This window comes from Cryobacterium sp. PH31-AA6, assembly GCF_030063195.1.
In the GTDB taxonomy this organism is placed as follows: Bacteria; Actinomycetota; Actinomycetes; order Actinomycetales; family Microbacteriaceae; genus Cryobacterium.
This window is the reverse complement of record NZ_JASISS010000006.1, coordinates 39,078-54,648: the sequence shown is the minus strand read 5'-3', so window position 1 is coordinate 54,648 and position 15,571 is coordinate 39,078. Positions and strand designations below refer to the sequence as shown.

Below are 15,571 nucleotides of genomic sequence, written 5' to 3'. Positions count from 1 at the left end.
GAGAGCGGCCCTCGTGGCTGCTCGTCATCACAAAGAAGGAAGAACAATGGCACCGAAGAAGAAGGTAACTGGTCTGATCAAGCTTCAGATCAAGGCCGGCGCCGCCAACCCCGCACCGCCCATCGGGCCGGCGCTTGGTCAGCACGGCGTCAACATCATGGAATTCTGCAAGGCATACAACGCCCAGACGGAATCCCAGCGCGGCAACGTCATCCCGGTGGAAATCACCGTCTACGACGACCGTTCATTCACTTTCATCCTGAAGACCCCGCCCGCCGCGGAGCTCATCAAGAAGGCTGCCGGCGTCGCCAAGGGCAGTGGCACCCCGCACACCGTCAAGGTTGCGAAGCTCACCAAGGCACAGGTTCGCGAGATCGCCGAAGCGAAGATGGTTGACCTCAACGCCAACGACCTCGACGCAGCGTCGAAGATCATCGCCGGCACCGCCCGTTCCATGGGCATCACGGTCGAGGCCTGAGCCTAAACCCCGGCATCCCGCCACCCAGCAGTACGTGGAAGAGCCAGCCAGGCTCGCACCACACTCTCAAATTTTTTGTACAGGAGATTCAAATGGCACAGAAGTCAAAGGCCTACCGGGCCGCGGCCGAGAAGATCGAAGCCGACAAGCTTTACACCCCCGTCGAGGCCGTCACGCTGGCCCGCGAGACCGGTTCGGCGAACTTCAACTCGACCGTTGAGGTTGCCCTCAAGCTCGGCGTCGACCCGCGCAAGGCGGACCAGATGGTGCGTGGAACCGTTATTCTTCCTCACGGTACCGGTCGCACCGCCCGCGTCATCGTTTTCGCAACCGGCCCGGCCGCTGACGCTGCCATCGCAGCAGGCGCCGACGAGGTTGGTGGCGACGAGCTCATCGAGAAGGTGGCCGCCGGCTACACCTCGTTCGACTCCGCCGTCTCGACCCCGGAGCTCATGGGCAAGGTCGGCCGTCTCGGAAAGGTGCTGGGCCCGCGTGGCCTCATGCCGAACCCGAAGACCGGAACGGTGACGCCCGACGTCGCCAAGGCCGTGTCCGACATCAAGGGCGGAAAGATCGAATTCCGCGTCGACAAGCACGCAAACGTGCAGTTCGTCGTTGGCAAGGCTTCCTTCTCCGCCGAGCAGCTGAACGAGAACATCGCCGCAGCGCTCGAGGAGATCGTGCGCCTCAAGCCGAGCTCCTCCAAGGGCCGGTACATCATGAAGGGCGCCGTGTCGACCACGTTCGGCCCCGGCATCCCGCTCGATGTGAACAGCATCTAAGCACACGCACCAACACGAAGGGCCCGTCGCGAGACGGGCCCTTCGTTCGTTGACGAACGCTCAGCTCATCGGTTGGCGGATGCCGCCGACGCGTTGTCCGGGTGCGCCCGCAGCATCGCGGCCACGGCGATCGCGTCACCCTCAGGCTGGTGCGACGCGCTGTGCGGCTTGGCGATGAACAGGTAGAGCAGCCCGCTGCCCAGCACGATGAAGAGCCCGATCAGCACGATCCAGTCGTCGAGGAACACGCCGGTCGTGCCCGGCCTGGCCAGCAGTACCATCGCGAAGATCCCGTAGGCGAGGGCGACCGCGTTGACCGCGAAGCCGAAACGGCCCAGGTTGAACGGTCCGGCGGGACGCCAGCCCTTGATTCGCTGCCGCAGTGCGGCGAGAACCACGGCCTGGAACGCCAGATAGATCCCGATCACCGCGAAGGCCGTGATCCTGGCCAGCAGGGTGTTGCCGCCCACGTAGATCAGCAGGCACAGCAGCAGGGGAATCGTGCAGGCCACGATCAGGGCGTTGACGGGCACCGCGGTGCGGTGGGACACCCGGGAGAGCCAGGCGTGGCCGGGGATCATCCCGTCCCGTGCGAACGAGAACAGCAACCGGCTGGCGGCCGCCTGCAGGCTGAGCACGCAGGAGAGGAACGCCGTGAGCGCGACCACGAGGAAGATCTTCGCGCCGACCGTGCCGAGCGAGGCGTCGAGGATCGCGGGAATCGGGTCGATGTCCGTGCCGGTGACGATGGCCTGCAGGTCTGGCGCGGCCAGGACGTAGCCGCCGAAGGAGAACAGGGCGGAGACCCCGCCGACGAGGATGGTCATGATCATCGCGCGCGGGATGCCCCTGGCCGGGTTCGTCACCTCCTCCGCCACGTCTCCGCAGGCCTCGAACCCGTAGAACAGGAACAGTCCGGCCAGGGCCGCGCCGAGGAACGCGGCGGCGTAGCTGTCGTTGCCCTGCACGCCCATGGTGTCGAAGAAGACGCTGAACTCCTGCTTGCGCTGGAAGATCAGCAGGTAGAGGCCGAGGCCGACGACGCCGACGAGTTCGGCGGCGAGGCCGATCCTGGCGACCCGCCCGAGCGTCTTCGTTCCGGAGAAGTTCAACCCGAACGCGACCACGAGGAAGAGCACGGACAGGCCGAGGGTGACCTCGTTGGTGACCGGCGCGTTGATCAGGCTGGCGAGGAATCCGGTGCCGAATTCGGCGACGGCGGTGATGGTGACGATCATCGCCCAGATATAGACCCAGGCCGCCATCCACGCGTAGCGCTTGCCCCAGAGCCTGCGGGTCCAGGGGTAGATTCCGCCGGCGATCGGGTACTGCGAGACGACCTCGCCGAAGACGAGGGCGACCAGCAACTGTCCGCTGCCGACGATGACCAGCCAGAAGATCGAGGGGGGACCGCCCGTGCTGAGCGCGAGCGCGAAGAGCGAGTACACGCCCACCAGCGGGGAGAGGTAGGTGAAGCCGAGGGCGAAGTTGGCCCAGAGGCCCATGGAGCGATGGAAGGAGTCCTCATAGCCGAGGGCCTTGAGGTGCTCGCTGTCGCCGAGCCCCGTGCGCGGGGACGGGTTGTCGTTCATGTGTTGACCTTTCCGATCGAGCCGGAGGAACTGACGGTCACCCACCCGACCGCGGACACCTCATTGTGTGTGATCAACATACTGGACCGGGAACGTCAAAAGGTATAGAACCGAATGATTCATTTCTTCGGCGTGTTGCGCCCGTGCGCGGTGGTCGAGCTTCGCCGCGGTGGTCGAGCTTCGCCGCGGTGGTCGAGCCTCGCCGCGGTGGTCGAGCCTCGCCGCGGTGGTCGAGCCTGTCGAGACCCGGAGCGACCGCAGGCTACGGGTCGTGGCGTGGCTCGTGGCTGACCAGCCCGACCGTGTTGCCCTCGCTGTCGCGGATGAAGGCCATCCACTCGTCGGTGCCGGCCGGGCCGAGCGAGTCATCGGTGTGGCTGAAAATGATGTGCGGCGGGTCGACGATCTCCACCTTCAGCCCGCGGAGTCGCTCGACGGTCGCCGGCACGTCGTCTACCTGCAGGTAGACGAGGGCGGAGGCCGCGGCCCTCTCGAGCAGCAGGCGGGACCGGCCCACGTTGAAGAAGAGCAGGCCGGGGGGATCGAACCGGGCCGCCGGTGGGCCCCCAAGCAGGAGCTCGTAGAAGGCGCATGCCCGGTCGAGGTCGTCGGCGTGCTGGGCAACCTGCAGGATCTCCATCGTGTCCTCCACCACGATCATCCGTTGACCGGGCAATCCTGTCCACCCCCATCCACTCGGATCAGCCGATGTAGCTCATCACGTGCTTGACCCGGGTGTAGTCCTCGAGCCCGTACATCGAGAGATCCTTGCCGTAGCCGGAGTGCTTGAACCCGCCGTGTGGCATCTCGGCGACGAGCGGAATGTGCGTGTTGATCCAGACACAGCCGAAGGAGAGTCGTTTAGCCATCCGCATGGCGGTCGAGTGGTCCTTCGTCCAGACCGAGGAGGCCAGGCCGTACTGCACGTCGTTCGCCCAGGCGAGTGCCTCCGCCTCGTCGGTGAACTTCTGGGCGGTGATCACGGGGCCGAAGAACTCCTCCTGCACGGCCTCGTCGGTCTGGCGCAGGTTGGCGACGATGGTCGCCTCGTGGAAGTAGCCGACGCTGCCCTGACGGTGGCCGCCGAGGACGATCTCGGCGTGGTCGGGCAGTCGGTCGATCACGCCTTCGATCCGGGCGAGATGGTCGGCGCTGGAGAGCGCGCCGAAGAGGATGCCCTCCTCGCGCGGCCCGCCGGTACGGGCGTTGGTCTTCGCGTGTGCGGCCAGGGCGGCGACGAACTCGTCGTGGATGCCCTCCTGGACGAGCAGGCGGGTGGCCGCGGTGCAGTCCTGGCCGCCGTTGTAGAACGCGGCCGCGGTGATGCCCTCGACGGCGGCGGCGATGTCGGCGTCGTTGAAAACGATCACCGGGGCCTTGCCGCCCAGCTCGAGGTGCACGCGTTTCAGGTCGAGGGCCGCCGCGCCGGCGACCTCCATTCCGGCGCGCACCGAGCCGGTGATCGAGACCATCTGCGGGGTGCGGTCGGTGACCAGGGCGCGGCCGGTGTCGCGGTTCCCGGTGACCACGTTGAGGGCACCGGCGGGCAGGAACTCGGAGGCGATCTCGGCCAGCAACAGGGTGGACACCGGGGTCGAATCGGAGGGTTTGAGCACGACCGTGTTGCCGGCCGCGAGGGCGGGCGCGATCTTCCAGATCGCCATCATCATCGGGTAGTTCCACGGGGTGACCTGGCCGATCACGCCGATCGGCTCGCGACGCACCATCGAGGTGTGGTCCTTGAGGTACTCGCCGGCCGACTTGCCCTCGAGCACGCGGGCGGCCCCGGCGAAGAAGCGCACCTGGTCGATCATCACCTCGATCTCGTCGCCGACGATCCCGGCCCGGGGTTTTCCGGTGTTCTGGCTCTCAACGTCGGCGATCTCCTCCGTGCGCGCCTCGAGGGCGTCGGCGAAGCGCAGCAGGGCCAGCTGGCGTTCGCCCGGGGTTGTCTCGCCCCAGGTCTCGAAGGCGGTGGCCGCGGCACCATACGCGGCCGCGACATCAGCCTCGGTCGAGATGGGGGTGCGCGCGTAGACCTCTTCGGTGGCCGGGTCGATGATGTCGAGCCGGTCGGTGGCCGCGGATTCGACGTACTGTCCGTTGACGAAGTTGCGGAGTTCGCGGATGGGCATGGCCGGCCTTTCTGGAGGTGGTGAGCACCGGCAGTGACAGCCGCATCGCCCGGGAGTCGAGGAGACCCGCCGGGCTCGACGTTACCCTAAAACATCCGGAATGCAATCTTTAATTTGAGACGGGATCGTGCTCCGCCCGGGTCGCGACGAGGAAGGGGGTGCCGGGGCAGGGCAGCAGCTCATAGTTGTTGAGCGGATGCCGCCGGTTCGGCAGGATGTCGCCGGCCGGGAGCGTCGGTTCGGTCGAGATCACGACTCGGCCGACCTGGTTGATCAGGACGACCGGGCCGGAGAGGGCCAGGAAATGCGGCAGGAGCACCTGTTCGAGGCGCTTGACGTAGACATCCGCGCCGACGACGCCGATCATCCGCTCGTCCAGTCGAACGGGCATGGTGAGCGTGATGATGAAGTCGCAGGTGCAGAGCTGGTCCACGTAAGGGCCGGTCACGTGGGTCTGATTCGTGGACTCCGGCACGGCGTACCACTCGAGGTCCCGGAAGTCGCGCAGGTATTCGGTGTGCACCCGGGTGGCCAGGTCGAGCCGGCTCGCGCCGCTCGTGTTGCCGAGCAGCGGGTTCGAGGCGAGCGGGCCGAGCCACCAAGCGAAGTGCGTGTCGCGGCCGGTCACGTACTGCGGCGCAGCGATGAACCCGGCGCCGATCAGGATCGACTCGGTCGTGGCGGAGGCCAGATCCGTGGGCGATTCGGCGGAGGCGAGGAGGGCGGGCACCACGAGGCTCTCCACGAGCTCGTCGAGGTCGGCCCGGTCGGCACTCGCGCCGGCGATCGCCTCGCGCCACTCGGACAGGATGCCGAATACGCGGGCGAAGATCTCGCCGACCTCCGCCGCGCAGCTCGCGGCCGTGGCCTCGCCGGTCGGGCCGGGCGTGCGGAGAGGGTGGCTGGTCGTCTCAGGCGTCGTCGACGATGGCGTCATCGAGGTGTCCTCCTCGTTCGATCCGGGCTTTCATGATGAGCAGCCACTCGCCGAGCAGGAGCACCTGGTCGGCGACGAGGGTGCGCGCGGCCGTGCCGTCGCCGTGAGTGATGGCCGCGGCAACCTCGCCGTTCAGCCGGACTACCTGCTCACGGGTGCCCGGGTCGCCGAGGCCGAGAAGGAGGAGAGGCCCGAATTCGGCCTGGAGGCGGATCTGCTCCCGCACGAGGCGGGCGGACTGGCTGAGCACGGCGAGCTCGAGATAGAAGCCGCCCGCGTTGGTGCGGGCGCCGGCGGTGCTGGTGAAATCGGCGTGGAGGAGCCAGGCCCCCAGCCGCTCGGCGTCGGCGGCCGAGGCGCGGAGGGCGGCGCGTTCGGCACAGCCTTCCGCGATCGTGGAGAAGTAGACGCCGAGGTCGGAGAGCTCGACCTGGGCGAGGCCGTGCAGCCGGGCCTCGAGCAGCGTGCCGTGCGGGGCATCCGCCTTGATCACGAAACTTCCGCCGCCTCGCCCGCGGCGGGTCTCGACCAGGCCGGCGTCGCGCAGGATGACCAGGCCTTCGCGAACGGTGATCAGGGCCACGCCGAAGCGGCGGGCGAGTTCCTGCTCGCTGGGGAGGCGCTCGCCCGGGGTGAGGACGCCGAGGATGATGGCGTCGGTCAAGCGACGTGCAACCTGCTCGGCGCGGCCCGCCTCGATGAGCTGCGCGAAGATCGCTTCCCGGGCGCCGGGTCGCAGCTGAGCCTTCATACGCCCAATCTAGCCGACGCCGGGTGGCGGGAACCAAATCATGCGATATAGGATCAAATCAAGTGCGACCATTGCCGGTGCCCGGTGATCCGTCGTGGAACCGGGACCGAGGTGGGCGAGTGCTGCAGGAGAAGAACGGGCAGGCGGGCCCGTTGGCCGGACTGCGGGTCGCCGATTTCTCGCGCGTCCTCGCCGGCCCGTACGCCACCATGATGCTCGCCGACTTCGGCGCGGACGTGATCAAGATCGAGAGCCCACAGGGTGACGACACCCGGAGCTGGCTGCCGCCGGTGGACGCCCAGGGCGAGTCCACCTACTTCGGTGCGGTCAACCGGAACAAGCGCGCCGTCGTCTGCGACCTGGCCACCCCGGCCGGCCTGGCCGTTGCTCGCCGGCTGGCGGAGACGGCGGACGTCGTCGTCGAGAATTTCAGGCCCGGGGTGCTCGACCGGTTCGGGCTGGGCTTCGACACCGTCGCCGCGGCGAATCCCGGGGTGGTCTACTGCTCGATCACCGGTTTCGGCCGGGGGGCCGGCGCCCGGCTGCCCGGCTACGACCTGCTCGTGCAGGCGGTCGGCGGCCTGATGAGCGTGACCGGCGCGCCGGGCGGGGAGCCGAGCAAGGTCGGGGTGGCCCTTGTCGACGTGCTGGCCGGGCTGAACGCGCTCAGCGGCATCCTGCTCGCCCTCCGTGCCCGCGACGCGGCCCGCGCCGCCGGCGATTCCGATTCCGGATCCGTGCGGGTCGAGGTCGACCTGATGGGCTCCCTGCTGTCCGCGCTCACCAACCAGGCCGCCGGTACCCTGGCCACCGGGCTGCCGCCGGCCCGGATGGGCAACGCGCACCCGAGCATCGCGCCATACGAACTCTTCGCCGGCCAGGACCGGCCGCTCGTGATCGCGGTAGGCACCGACCGTCAATTCCGCACCCTGGTGCGGCTGCTCGGGGCCCCGGAGCTTGCGGTCGACCCCCGTTTCGCGGACAACCCGGCCAGGGTGCGGCACCGCGCGGTGCTGAAGACGCTGCTCGAGGCCCGACTACGCGCGCAGCCGGCCGCCGAGTGGGTCGCCACCCTGACGGATGCCGGGGTGCCGGCCGGACTGGTCAACACCATCGACGAGGCCTTCACCTTCGCCGCCGATCTGGGGCTCGCCCCGGTCGTCGAGGTGTCCGGAAGCCGCCAGGTCGCCAATCCCATCCATCTGGCGAATCGGCCGCCCGTCTACCACCGGCCGCCGCCGCGGCTCGGCGAGCACAACGGCGCCGACTGGCTCCGCCCGGACGACGCCACACCGACCGCGTAACCCGCCCCACCGACCTCGTAAAGGACAACCGTGACCGCCTCAGGCCGCCCCACCCCGCTCGTCCACAGCCCGCTCGTGGACACCGTCTTCGACCTCGATGCCCTGCTCGAGGCCGACGAGATCGCCTGGGCCCGGAAGGCGCGCGCGTTCGCGACCAACCGCATCCTGCCCACCATCGAGCAGGACTTCGAGGACAAACGATTCCGCCGCGAGCTCGTCGCCGAACTCGGTGCTGCCGGATTCCTCGGCATGCACCTCGACGGCTACGGCTGCGCGGGCGCGGGGGCGGTGAGCTACGGTCTGGTCTGCCTCGAACTCGAGGCCGCCGACAGCGGCTGGCGCACCTTCGTGTCGGTGCAGGGCTCGCTGGCCATGTCCGCCATTCACAAGTACGGCTCGGAGGAGCAGAAGCAGCGGTGGCTGCCCGGGATGGCCGCGGGGGAACTCGTCGGCTGCTTCGCCCTGACCGAACCCACCGGGGGCAGCGACCCGGCAGCGATGAAGACCACGGCCCGCCGCGACGGTGACGGCTGGGTGCTCGATGGCACCAAGCGCTGGATCGGCCTGGCCAGCGTCGCCGACATTGCGGTGGTCTGGGCGATGACGGATGACGGTGTGCGCGGCTTCCTCGTTCCGACCGAAACACCGGGGTTCACGGCCACGCCGATCGACAACAAGCTCTCGATGCGCGCGTCGATCCAATGCGACGTCAGCTTCGACGGGGTACGCGTGCCCGGCGACGCGATCCTCCCCGGCGCCCGGGGACTGTCCGGGCCGTTCGGCTGCCTGAACGAGGCCCGCTTCGGCATCGTCTGGGGAGCCATGGGTGCCGCCCGCAGCTGCCTCGACGCTGCGATCGGACGCTCGCAGACCCGCGAGGTGTTCGGCAGGCCGATCGGGGCCACCCAGCTGATCCAGGCCAAACTCGCCGACATGTTCGTCGAATACGAGAAGGGGGTGCTGCTCGCCCTGCACCTGGGCCGGCTCAAGGAGCGCGGCACGCTCACTCCCGCGCAGATCAGCGTCGGCAAGCTCAACAGCGTTCGCGAGGCGATCCTGATCGCCCGGGAGGCGCGCGCGATCCTCGGCGGTGACGGCATCACGAGCGAATTCCCAGTGATGCGGCACATGAACAACCTCGAATCCGTGCGCACCTACGAGGGTACGGATGAGATCCATCAGCTCGTGCTCGGCCGGGCGTTGACCGGCCTGAACGCGTTCGCCTGAGCAGCCACTTCGGCCGCTGGGAGGCGGTGAACAGGCGCTCAGCGAATGGGTCAGGCTCGGCCGACGAGCGCCCGGGTCAGCGGATGCTGCGGGGCGGCCATGATCTCGGCGATCGACCCCTGCTCGACGATGCGGCCGGCGTCGATCACGGCCACCCGGTCGCAGACTGAAGCCACGACGGAAAAGTCCGACGAGCCGATGATGACCGTGCGCCCGGCCCGCAGGCCGCTGAGCAGGGACAGCACGGCCGCGTGCGCCTCCGGCTTCCGGCCATCCGTCGGGTCGTCGAAGATGAGAAGTTCGGGGTCGTCCATGGTCAGCCGGGATGCCAGGCGGACCGCGGTGAGCAGCGCCGCTGCCCGGCGCCCCCTGGGTCGTGTTCCCAGGGGTACCGGCCCCAGCGAGCGAAGCCTCGGCCCGCTCGATCTGGCGAACCAGGGCCGGGGCTGCCCGACGAGTTCGCGCCCGTCGAAGAGGATCGACCCGGAGCGGATCGAGGCTGGTGGTGCGAGTCTGCCGGCGATCGCCAGGGCAAGTTCGGAGCGACCGGAGTCGGCGTCACCAACCAGACCAAGGGCCTCGCCGATCCCGACCGAGAGCGACATTCCCTCGTTCGACCATGAATCGCTTCCGGCCGGTGAGATGCGGAGGCCGCGCACGTCGAGCAGGGTCGACGCGCGGAAACCGTGGGAGGGCACCGGGTCTGGGCCGGTGCGCGACTCATCTTGGGGGTCGTTCGGATGTCCCCACGCTGGCAGCAGCGAATTCACGACGGCTCCTTCTGGTGGGACTACGACTGGTGCGAATGCGAATGCGAATGCGAATGCGAATGCGAATGCGAATGCGAGTGCGAGTGGTGCGAGTGCGAGTGGTGCGACTGCGACAGGTGGGACTACGGGTTGGCGTGCGACAGCGCCGGGTCACCATCGGCTGCCGATGGCCCGGCGGGCTGCGCCGTCAGGAAAATGAGACTCGTTCAGATGGCTTCACTGTATTCAATCCGGGAGATAGACGGGGAAGAGAGACCCGGAATCTCGGTGTTTGGACCCGAACTGGGGGAGCTTGTGCCGACCGTTTCCGTGGACACGTCGGTGAAACACTCCCGCAACACGGCCGGACTACGCTCCCACCATGGCTGACCTGTTCACGGACTACGGCGTTTCCGCGGCACTGCGCGCGAAACGGGGCGCGCCCAGCGCGTGGGATGAGATGTTCCCCGATCTCTCCTCGCTCACACCGCTCGAAGCGCGCGCGGCCTACAAGGACGTCTTCGCCGCGCTGGCGAAGATGACCCAGGAGGAACTTCGGGGGCGAACGGATGCCCTCGCCAGTTCCTATCTCGCGCAGGGGGTGACCTTCGACTTCGCAGGCGAGGAACGACCGTTCCCCCTCGACGCCGTTCCGCGGGTGATCGAACAGCAGGAATGGGTCACCGTGGAGGCGGGAATCAAACAGCGAGTCCTCGCCCTCGAAGCCTTCCTCGCCGACATTTACGGACCGCAGGCGGCGGTGCACGACGGGATCATCCCGGCCGCCCTGATCAGTTCCTCGAGCCACTTCCACCGGCAGGCGGCCGGAATCGTCCCGGCGAACCATGTGCGCATCCAGGTCTCCGGGATCGACCTGATCAGGGACGAGCTGGGCGCCTGGCGGGTGCTCGAAGACAACGTCCGGGTGCCGAGCGGCGTGAGCTATGTCATTTCCAACCGGAGGGTGATGGCCCAGACCCTGCCGGAGCTGTTCGTATCCATGCGGGTGCGCCCCGTCGGCGACTACCCCAACAAGCTGCTCCAGGCCCTCCGCGCCTCCGCACCGCCCGGGATCGACGATCCCAATGTCGTGGTGCTCACCCCCGGCGTTTTCAACTCCGCGTACTTCGAGCACACCCTGCTCGCCCGGCTGATGGGCGTCGAACTCGTCGAGGGTCGTGACCTGTTCTGCTCCGGTGGCCGGGTCTGGATGCGCACCACCGCCGGCCCGACCAGGGTCGACGTGATCTACCGCCGGGTCGATGACGAGTTCCTGGACCCGCTGCAGTTCCGCGCGGACTCGCAACTCGGGTCGCCCGGCATCATGATGGCGGCCAGGCTCGGCAACGTGACCATCGCCAACGCGGTGGGCAACGGGGTCGCCGACGACAAGCTCGTCTACACCTACCTGCCGGAGCTGATCCGGTACTACCTCGGCGAGGAGGCGATCATCCCCAACGTCGACACCTGGCGTCTCGAGGACCCGCTCGCCCTCGAGGAGGTGCTCGACCGGCTCGATGAACTCGTCGTCAAACCGGTCGACGGTTCGGGCGGTAAGGGGCTCGTGGTGGGGCCGGCGGCATCCGCGGCCGAGTTGGAGACCCTGCGGAAGCAGCTGCTCAAGGACCCTCGCGGCTGGATCGCCCAACCGGTGGTGCAGTTCTCGACCATCCCCACCCTGGTCGAGGAGGGCCTGCGCCCGCGGCACGCCGACCTGCGCCCGTTCGCGGTGAACGACGGCACCGACGTCTGGGTGCTGCCCGGCGGACTCACCAGGGTGGCGCTGCCGGAGGGCGAACTCGTCGTCAACTCCAGCCAGGGGGGCGGGTCCAAGGACACCTGGGTGATCGGCGCCGAGCCGGACTTCACCGGCGATGGGATGACCCGGTCCGTGCAGGGGCTGGTCGCCGACCAGGCGGCGAACGTGCACTCGACCGGGGTGGCGCACGCCGTCGATCACTCGCCGCAGGACAAACCGTTCAATGACAACGAACAACACCAACAGCAACAGGCGGATGCGCGGCCTGTCGGGGAGAGGAAGGCCCAGGAATGTTGAGCCGAATCGCGGAAAGCCTGTTCTGGATCGGACGCTACATCGAGCGTAGCGACGGCACCGCCCGGATCCTGGACGTTCACCTCCAGCTCCTGCTCGAAGATCCCTGGATCGAGGAGAGCATCGCCTGCCAGTCCCTCCTGCACCTGATGGGAAGCGATGCCCCGGCCGACCGGCCCCTCACCCGGAAGGACGTGCTCGCGACGCTGGCGGTCGACCGGGCGCATCCGGCCTCGATCGCCTACTCGGTCAAGGCGGCCAGGGAGAACGCGCGGAGGGCGAGGGAGATCGTGCCCACCGAGCTGTGGGAGTGCCTGAACACCACGAGTGCCCGGATGCCGCGCAAGGTCGCGAGCGAGAAGACCCACGATTTCTTCGGCTGGGTGCGCGAACGCGCCGCGCTCGCCGTGGGGATTGTGGAGTCCGGGGTCAGCCGTGACGACGCCTGGCTGTTCTTCAACCTCGGCCGCAGCCTCGAGCAGGCCGATATGACGGCCCGGCTTCTCGCGACCCGGTCGTTGACCGAGGCGAGCGGGCCGTCCTGGACCACGATCCTGCGCTCCTGCGGCGCCTATGAATCGTATCTGCGCACCTACCGGGGCGTGCCGTCGGCCAGGAATGCGGCGGAGTTCCTGCTCCTGGACCGGTTGTTCCCGCGGTCGATCGTGTTCTCCATCTCCCGGGCCGAGCAGTGCCTGCGCGAAATGGAGCCCCGGCTGGACCGGGTGGGCGTGTCCGACCAGGCCCAGCGGGTGCTCGGGCAGATCCGCAGCCAGCTGGAGTATCGGCCGATCATGGACATCCTCAACGATCTGCCGCACCAGATGGACCTCGTGCAGGAGGCCACCAGCACCGCCTCGGAGGCCATCGGCGAGCGGTACTTCCCGACCAGCACCGTGCCGAGCTGGACGGGAGAGGCCTCGTGAACCGGCTCCGGATCCGTCACCGCACCGGCTATCGCTACCAGGGCGAGGTCGGTGCGTCCTACAACGAGGCGCGGATGCTGCCGGTCAGTTCGGCCGATCAGCTGGTGCTCTACTCCAACCTGGAGATTTCGCCGGTGTCGAGCAACCACCAGTACGTCGACTACTGGGGAACCCAGGTGTCCTCGTTCGAGGTGCTCACGCCGCACGCCGAGCTGACCCTCACCGCCACCAGCCTGGTCGAGGTGCGGCCGCTCACCCACCTGGCCCATTCGCTGGGCTGGGGCGAGCTCGCCGCAATCGCCGTGCGGAGCACCTCGACCGTGGAACATTCCCGGCAGACTCGGCTCACGGAACCGCCGGACGACGTGCAGGACCTCGCGGCAGAGATCGTCTCCCGCCACGACAACCCCTGCGACGCCGCCCTGGAGATCTGCACGGCGATCGGCGGTCGAATTCAGTACGTGCAGGGCGTCACCGGGGTGCACTCCACCGCCGCGGAGGCGTGGGACGACCGGCGCGGCGTATGCCAGGACATCACCCACATCGCGCTCGGAGCCTTGCGCTCGGTCGGCATCCCCGCTCGGTACGTCTCCGGCTACCTGCATCCGAAGCCCGATGCCGGGATCGGCGAGACCGTCACGGGCGAATCCCACGCCTGGGTCGAGTGGTTCTGCGGCGACTGGCGCGGCTTCGACCCGACGAACTCGATCGGGATCGGCGACCGCCACGTGTCGGTCGGCCGCGGCCGGGACTACAACGACGTGCCCCCGTTGCGGGGCGTGTTCGCCGGGCCGTTCGGCTCCGAGTTGTTCGTCACGGTGGAGATCACCCGGGAGGCCTGACGCCGCGGGCGACGGCGACGCGGCTCGCGCTCGCGGCGGCGGATGTCGCGGCACGTCCGGGGGAAGCCGGCGCGCCGAGGAACGTGCGCCGGCTTCCCCAACGCGTGCCGCGACGCTATCCGCGGGTCAGTGGGTCGGCGAGTGCGCCTCGAGGAACTTGTACACCTCGGTCTGGTCGACGCCGGGAAAGGTGCCCGTGGGCAGCGCGGCGAGCAGGCTCGTCGGCGTGCGCGCGGCCGGCCAGGACTGCCCGGCCCAGCGTGTGGCCAGGTCGTCGGGCGCGCTGCGGCAACAGGCCTCGTCGGGGCAGCGGGACACCGCTCGGTTGCCGGTCTCCCGGCCGCGGAACCACTTCACGTGGTCGAACGGCACCCCCACGCTCACCGAGTATTCGCCCTCTTTCGCCTTCTCGATTCGGGAGGTGCACCAGAAGGTCCCGGTCGGGGTGTCGGTGTACTGGTACCAGGGGCTGAACCGGTCGGGCACGTCGAAGACGGTGCGTGCCGTCCAGTTGCGGCAGACGGTGGTGCCTTCGACCGCGCCGAGGGCATCGCTCGGAAAGCGCACCGTGTCGTTCTCGTAGGCCTTGATGATCGTGCCCGACTCGTGCACCTTCATGAAGTGCACGGGAATACCCAGCCGGGCCGTCGCGAGGTTCGTGAAGCGGTGCGCGGCGGTCTCGTATGACACCGAGAACGCATCCCGCAGGTCTTCCATCGAGATGCGCCGCAGATTCTTCGCCTCGGTCAGCATCCGCACGGTTTCCTTCTCCGGCAACAGGATGGCAGCGGTCAGGTAGTTCGTCTCCACCCGCTGGCGGAGAAAATCGGCGTAGTTTCCGGGTTCGTCGTGACCGCAGAGCAGGCTCGCGAAGGCCTGGAGGATGGGGGTGCGTGAGTCGCGCGAGGCCGACTGGGCGGTCGGCAGATAGATGCGGCCATTCCGCTTGTCGGTGACCGACCGGGTGGAATGCGGCAGGTCGCCGACGTAGTGCAGCGAGTAGCCGAGGTGGGTGGCCATGTCCGCGACCACCTGGTGCGACACCGGGCCGCCGGAGTGCCCGACCGCGGTGAGGAGGTCCAGCGCCTGCTCCTCGAGCTCAGGGAAGTAGTTGTCTCTGGCGCGCATGGTCGCGCGCAGCTGGGCGTTGGCCCGCCTCGCCTCCTCCGGGGTGGCCGCCCGTTCACGATGCAGTCGCTCGATCTCATGGTGCAGGGTGAGGATCGTCTGCAGGGTCTCGTCGCTGGTTGCCCGGCTGACCCGGATCTTGGCCAGCCCGAGCGCCGTGAAGACGGCACCGCGCTGGGCGCGTTCCACGGCGATCTCCAGCGCGGCCCGCTCGGAGGGGGCCTCCGGCTTGAGGAGGTCGTCGACGGTGGTGCCCAGGGCGGTCGCGATCGTGCGCAGCATCGACAGGCGCGGCTCCCGATTGCCGTTCTCGATCATCGAGACCTGCGAGGGGGCCCGGTCGATGGCCGTCGCGAGGCTGTCGAGAGTCATCCGCCTGGTCGTGCGGAGCTCACGGATGCGCCGCCCCAGGGTGAGCGCGTCGAGACCGTGCTCGGCGGGTGCGGGTGCGGAGAGAGCGGAACGAAGGAGCGGATCGGCGTTGATCATGTCCTCATCGTCACACGGGGTAGAACTTCTCGCAAGCAGAAGAACTGGTGTTCTTCTGTCCCCGGGAATGGCCCGGGGGCATCCGTACCGGCGCAGAGTTGGTGCACAGGCAAGCAACGACGCTAACCCGATCCAGTCCGGGCGGAGCTCACCGACACATGGTCGGCTCCACCGAGGC

14 protein-coding genes are annotated in these 15,571 nt (G+C 68.4%); 7 read left to right on the top strand and 7 right to left on the bottom strand.

The window, feature by feature from the left end; translation table 11 throughout:
• Positions 1–46: 46 nt before the first annotated feature.
• Positions 47–478 carry a 50S ribosomal protein L11 gene (gene rplK / locus QMG61_RS06630; RefSeq protein ID WP_134424703.1) on the top strand — a complete coding sequence of 144 codons (432 nt, stop codon included), beginning with the start codon at positions 47–49 and terminating at the stop codon, positions 476–478.
• A 92-nt stretch (positions 479–570) separates the two neighbouring features.
• The gene (gene rplA, locus QMG61_RS06625; protein WP_283493546.1) at positions 571–1,260 is read left to right on the top strand and encodes a 50S ribosomal protein L1; all 690 of its coding nucleotides are present in this window, start codon (positions 571–573) and stop codon (positions 1,258–1,260) included.
• A gap of 65 nt (positions 1,261–1,325) precedes the next feature.
• On the opposite strand, the gene QMG61_RS06620 is transcribed toward rplA, so the two are convergent.
• The 5 genes from QMG61_RS06620 to QMG61_RS06600 form a co-directional block, all read right to left on the bottom strand.
• Positions 1,326–2,852, bottom strand: a complete 1,527-nt coding sequence (locus tag QMG61_RS06620) for an APC family permease (RefSeq protein WP_283493545.1) — start codon at positions 2,850–2,852, stop codon at positions 1,326–1,328.
• Between the two features lie 262 nt (positions 2,853–3,114).
• The gene (locus tag QMG61_RS06615; RefSeq protein WP_283493646.1) at positions 3,115–3,492 is read right to left on the bottom strand and encodes a VOC family protein; all 378 of its coding nucleotides are present in this window, start codon (positions 3,490–3,492) and stop codon (positions 3,115–3,117) included.
• A 61-nt stretch (positions 3,493–3,553) separates the two neighbouring features.
• The gene (locus QMG61_RS06610; protein WP_283493544.1) at positions 3,554–4,987 is read right to left on the bottom strand and encodes an aminobutyraldehyde dehydrogenase; all 1,434 of its coding nucleotides are present in this window, start codon (positions 4,985–4,987) and stop codon (positions 3,554–3,556) included.
• Positions 4,988–5,096: 109 nt separating this feature from the next.
• Positions 5,097–5,924, bottom strand: coding sequence for a cache domain-containing protein (locus tag QMG61_RS06605; protein WP_283493543.1), 828 nt, complete (start codon positions 5,922–5,924; stop codon positions 5,097–5,099).
• Positions 5,899–6,675 (bottom strand): GntR family transcriptional regulator, encoded by a 777-nt coding sequence (locus QMG61_RS06600; protein ID WP_283493542.1) that lies wholly within the window; start codon positions 6,673–6,675, stop codon positions 5,899–5,901. Before QMG61_RS06600 ends, QMG61_RS06605 begins: the two co-directional genes overlap by 26 nt.
• Before the next feature lie 119 nt (positions 6,676–6,794).
• Here QMG61_RS06600 and QMG61_RS06595 point away from each other — a divergent pair, with 119 nt between their 5' ends.
• Together QMG61_RS06595 and QMG61_RS06590 are read left to right on the top strand one after the other, a co-directional pair.
• Positions 6,795–7,979, top strand: a complete 1,185-nt coding sequence (locus QMG61_RS06595) for a CaiB/BaiF CoA transferase family protein (protein WP_283493645.1) — start codon at positions 6,795–6,797, stop codon at positions 7,977–7,979.
• 75 nt (positions 7,980–8,054) lie between these two features.
• Entirely contained in the window at positions 8,055–9,206 is a 1,152-nt protein-coding gene (locus QMG61_RS06590; protein WP_283493644.1) for an acyl-CoA dehydrogenase family protein, read from the top strand.
• Between the two features lie 50 nt (positions 9,207–9,256).
• On the opposite strand, the gene QMG61_RS06585 is transcribed toward QMG61_RS06590, so the two are convergent.
• Positions 9,257–9,976: an ABC transporter ATP-binding protein gene (locus tag QMG61_RS06585; RefSeq protein ID WP_283493541.1), complete on the bottom strand. Its 720-nt coding sequence runs from the start codon at positions 9,974–9,976 to the stop codon at positions 9,257–9,259.
• Between the two features lie 361 nt (positions 9,977–10,337).
• Between QMG61_RS06585 and QMG61_RS06580 the strand changes: the two genes are divergently transcribed.
• From QMG61_RS06580 to QMG61_RS06570, 3 genes are read left to right on the top strand one after another with little or no spacing between them, the layout of a single operon-like run.
• Positions 10,338–12,011 (top strand): circularly permuted type 2 ATP-grasp protein, encoded by a 1,674-nt coding sequence (locus QMG61_RS06580; RefSeq protein ID WP_283493540.1) that lies wholly within the window; start codon positions 10,338–10,340, stop codon positions 12,009–12,011.
• Entirely contained in the window at positions 12,005–12,934 is a 930-nt protein-coding gene (locus tag QMG61_RS06575; protein WP_283493539.1) for an alpha-E domain-containing protein, read from the top strand. Before QMG61_RS06580 ends, QMG61_RS06575 begins: the two co-directional genes overlap by 7 nt.
• Positions 12,931–13,776: a transglutaminase family protein gene (locus tag QMG61_RS06570; protein ID WP_283493538.1), complete on the top strand. Its 846-nt coding sequence runs from the start codon at positions 12,931–12,933 to the stop codon at positions 13,774–13,776. Before QMG61_RS06575 ends, QMG61_RS06570 begins: the two co-directional genes overlap by 4 nt.
• 126 nt (positions 13,777–13,902) lie before the next feature.
• Here QMG61_RS06570 and QMG61_RS06565 read toward each other — a convergent pair whose 3' ends face one another.
• On the bottom strand, positions 13,903–15,393 hold the full coding sequence (locus QMG61_RS06565; RefSeq protein ID WP_283493537.1) for a helix-turn-helix domain-containing protein: 1,491 nt from the start codon (positions 15,391–15,393) through the stop codon (positions 13,903–13,905).
• Positions 15,394–15,571: the final 178 nt, after the last annotated feature.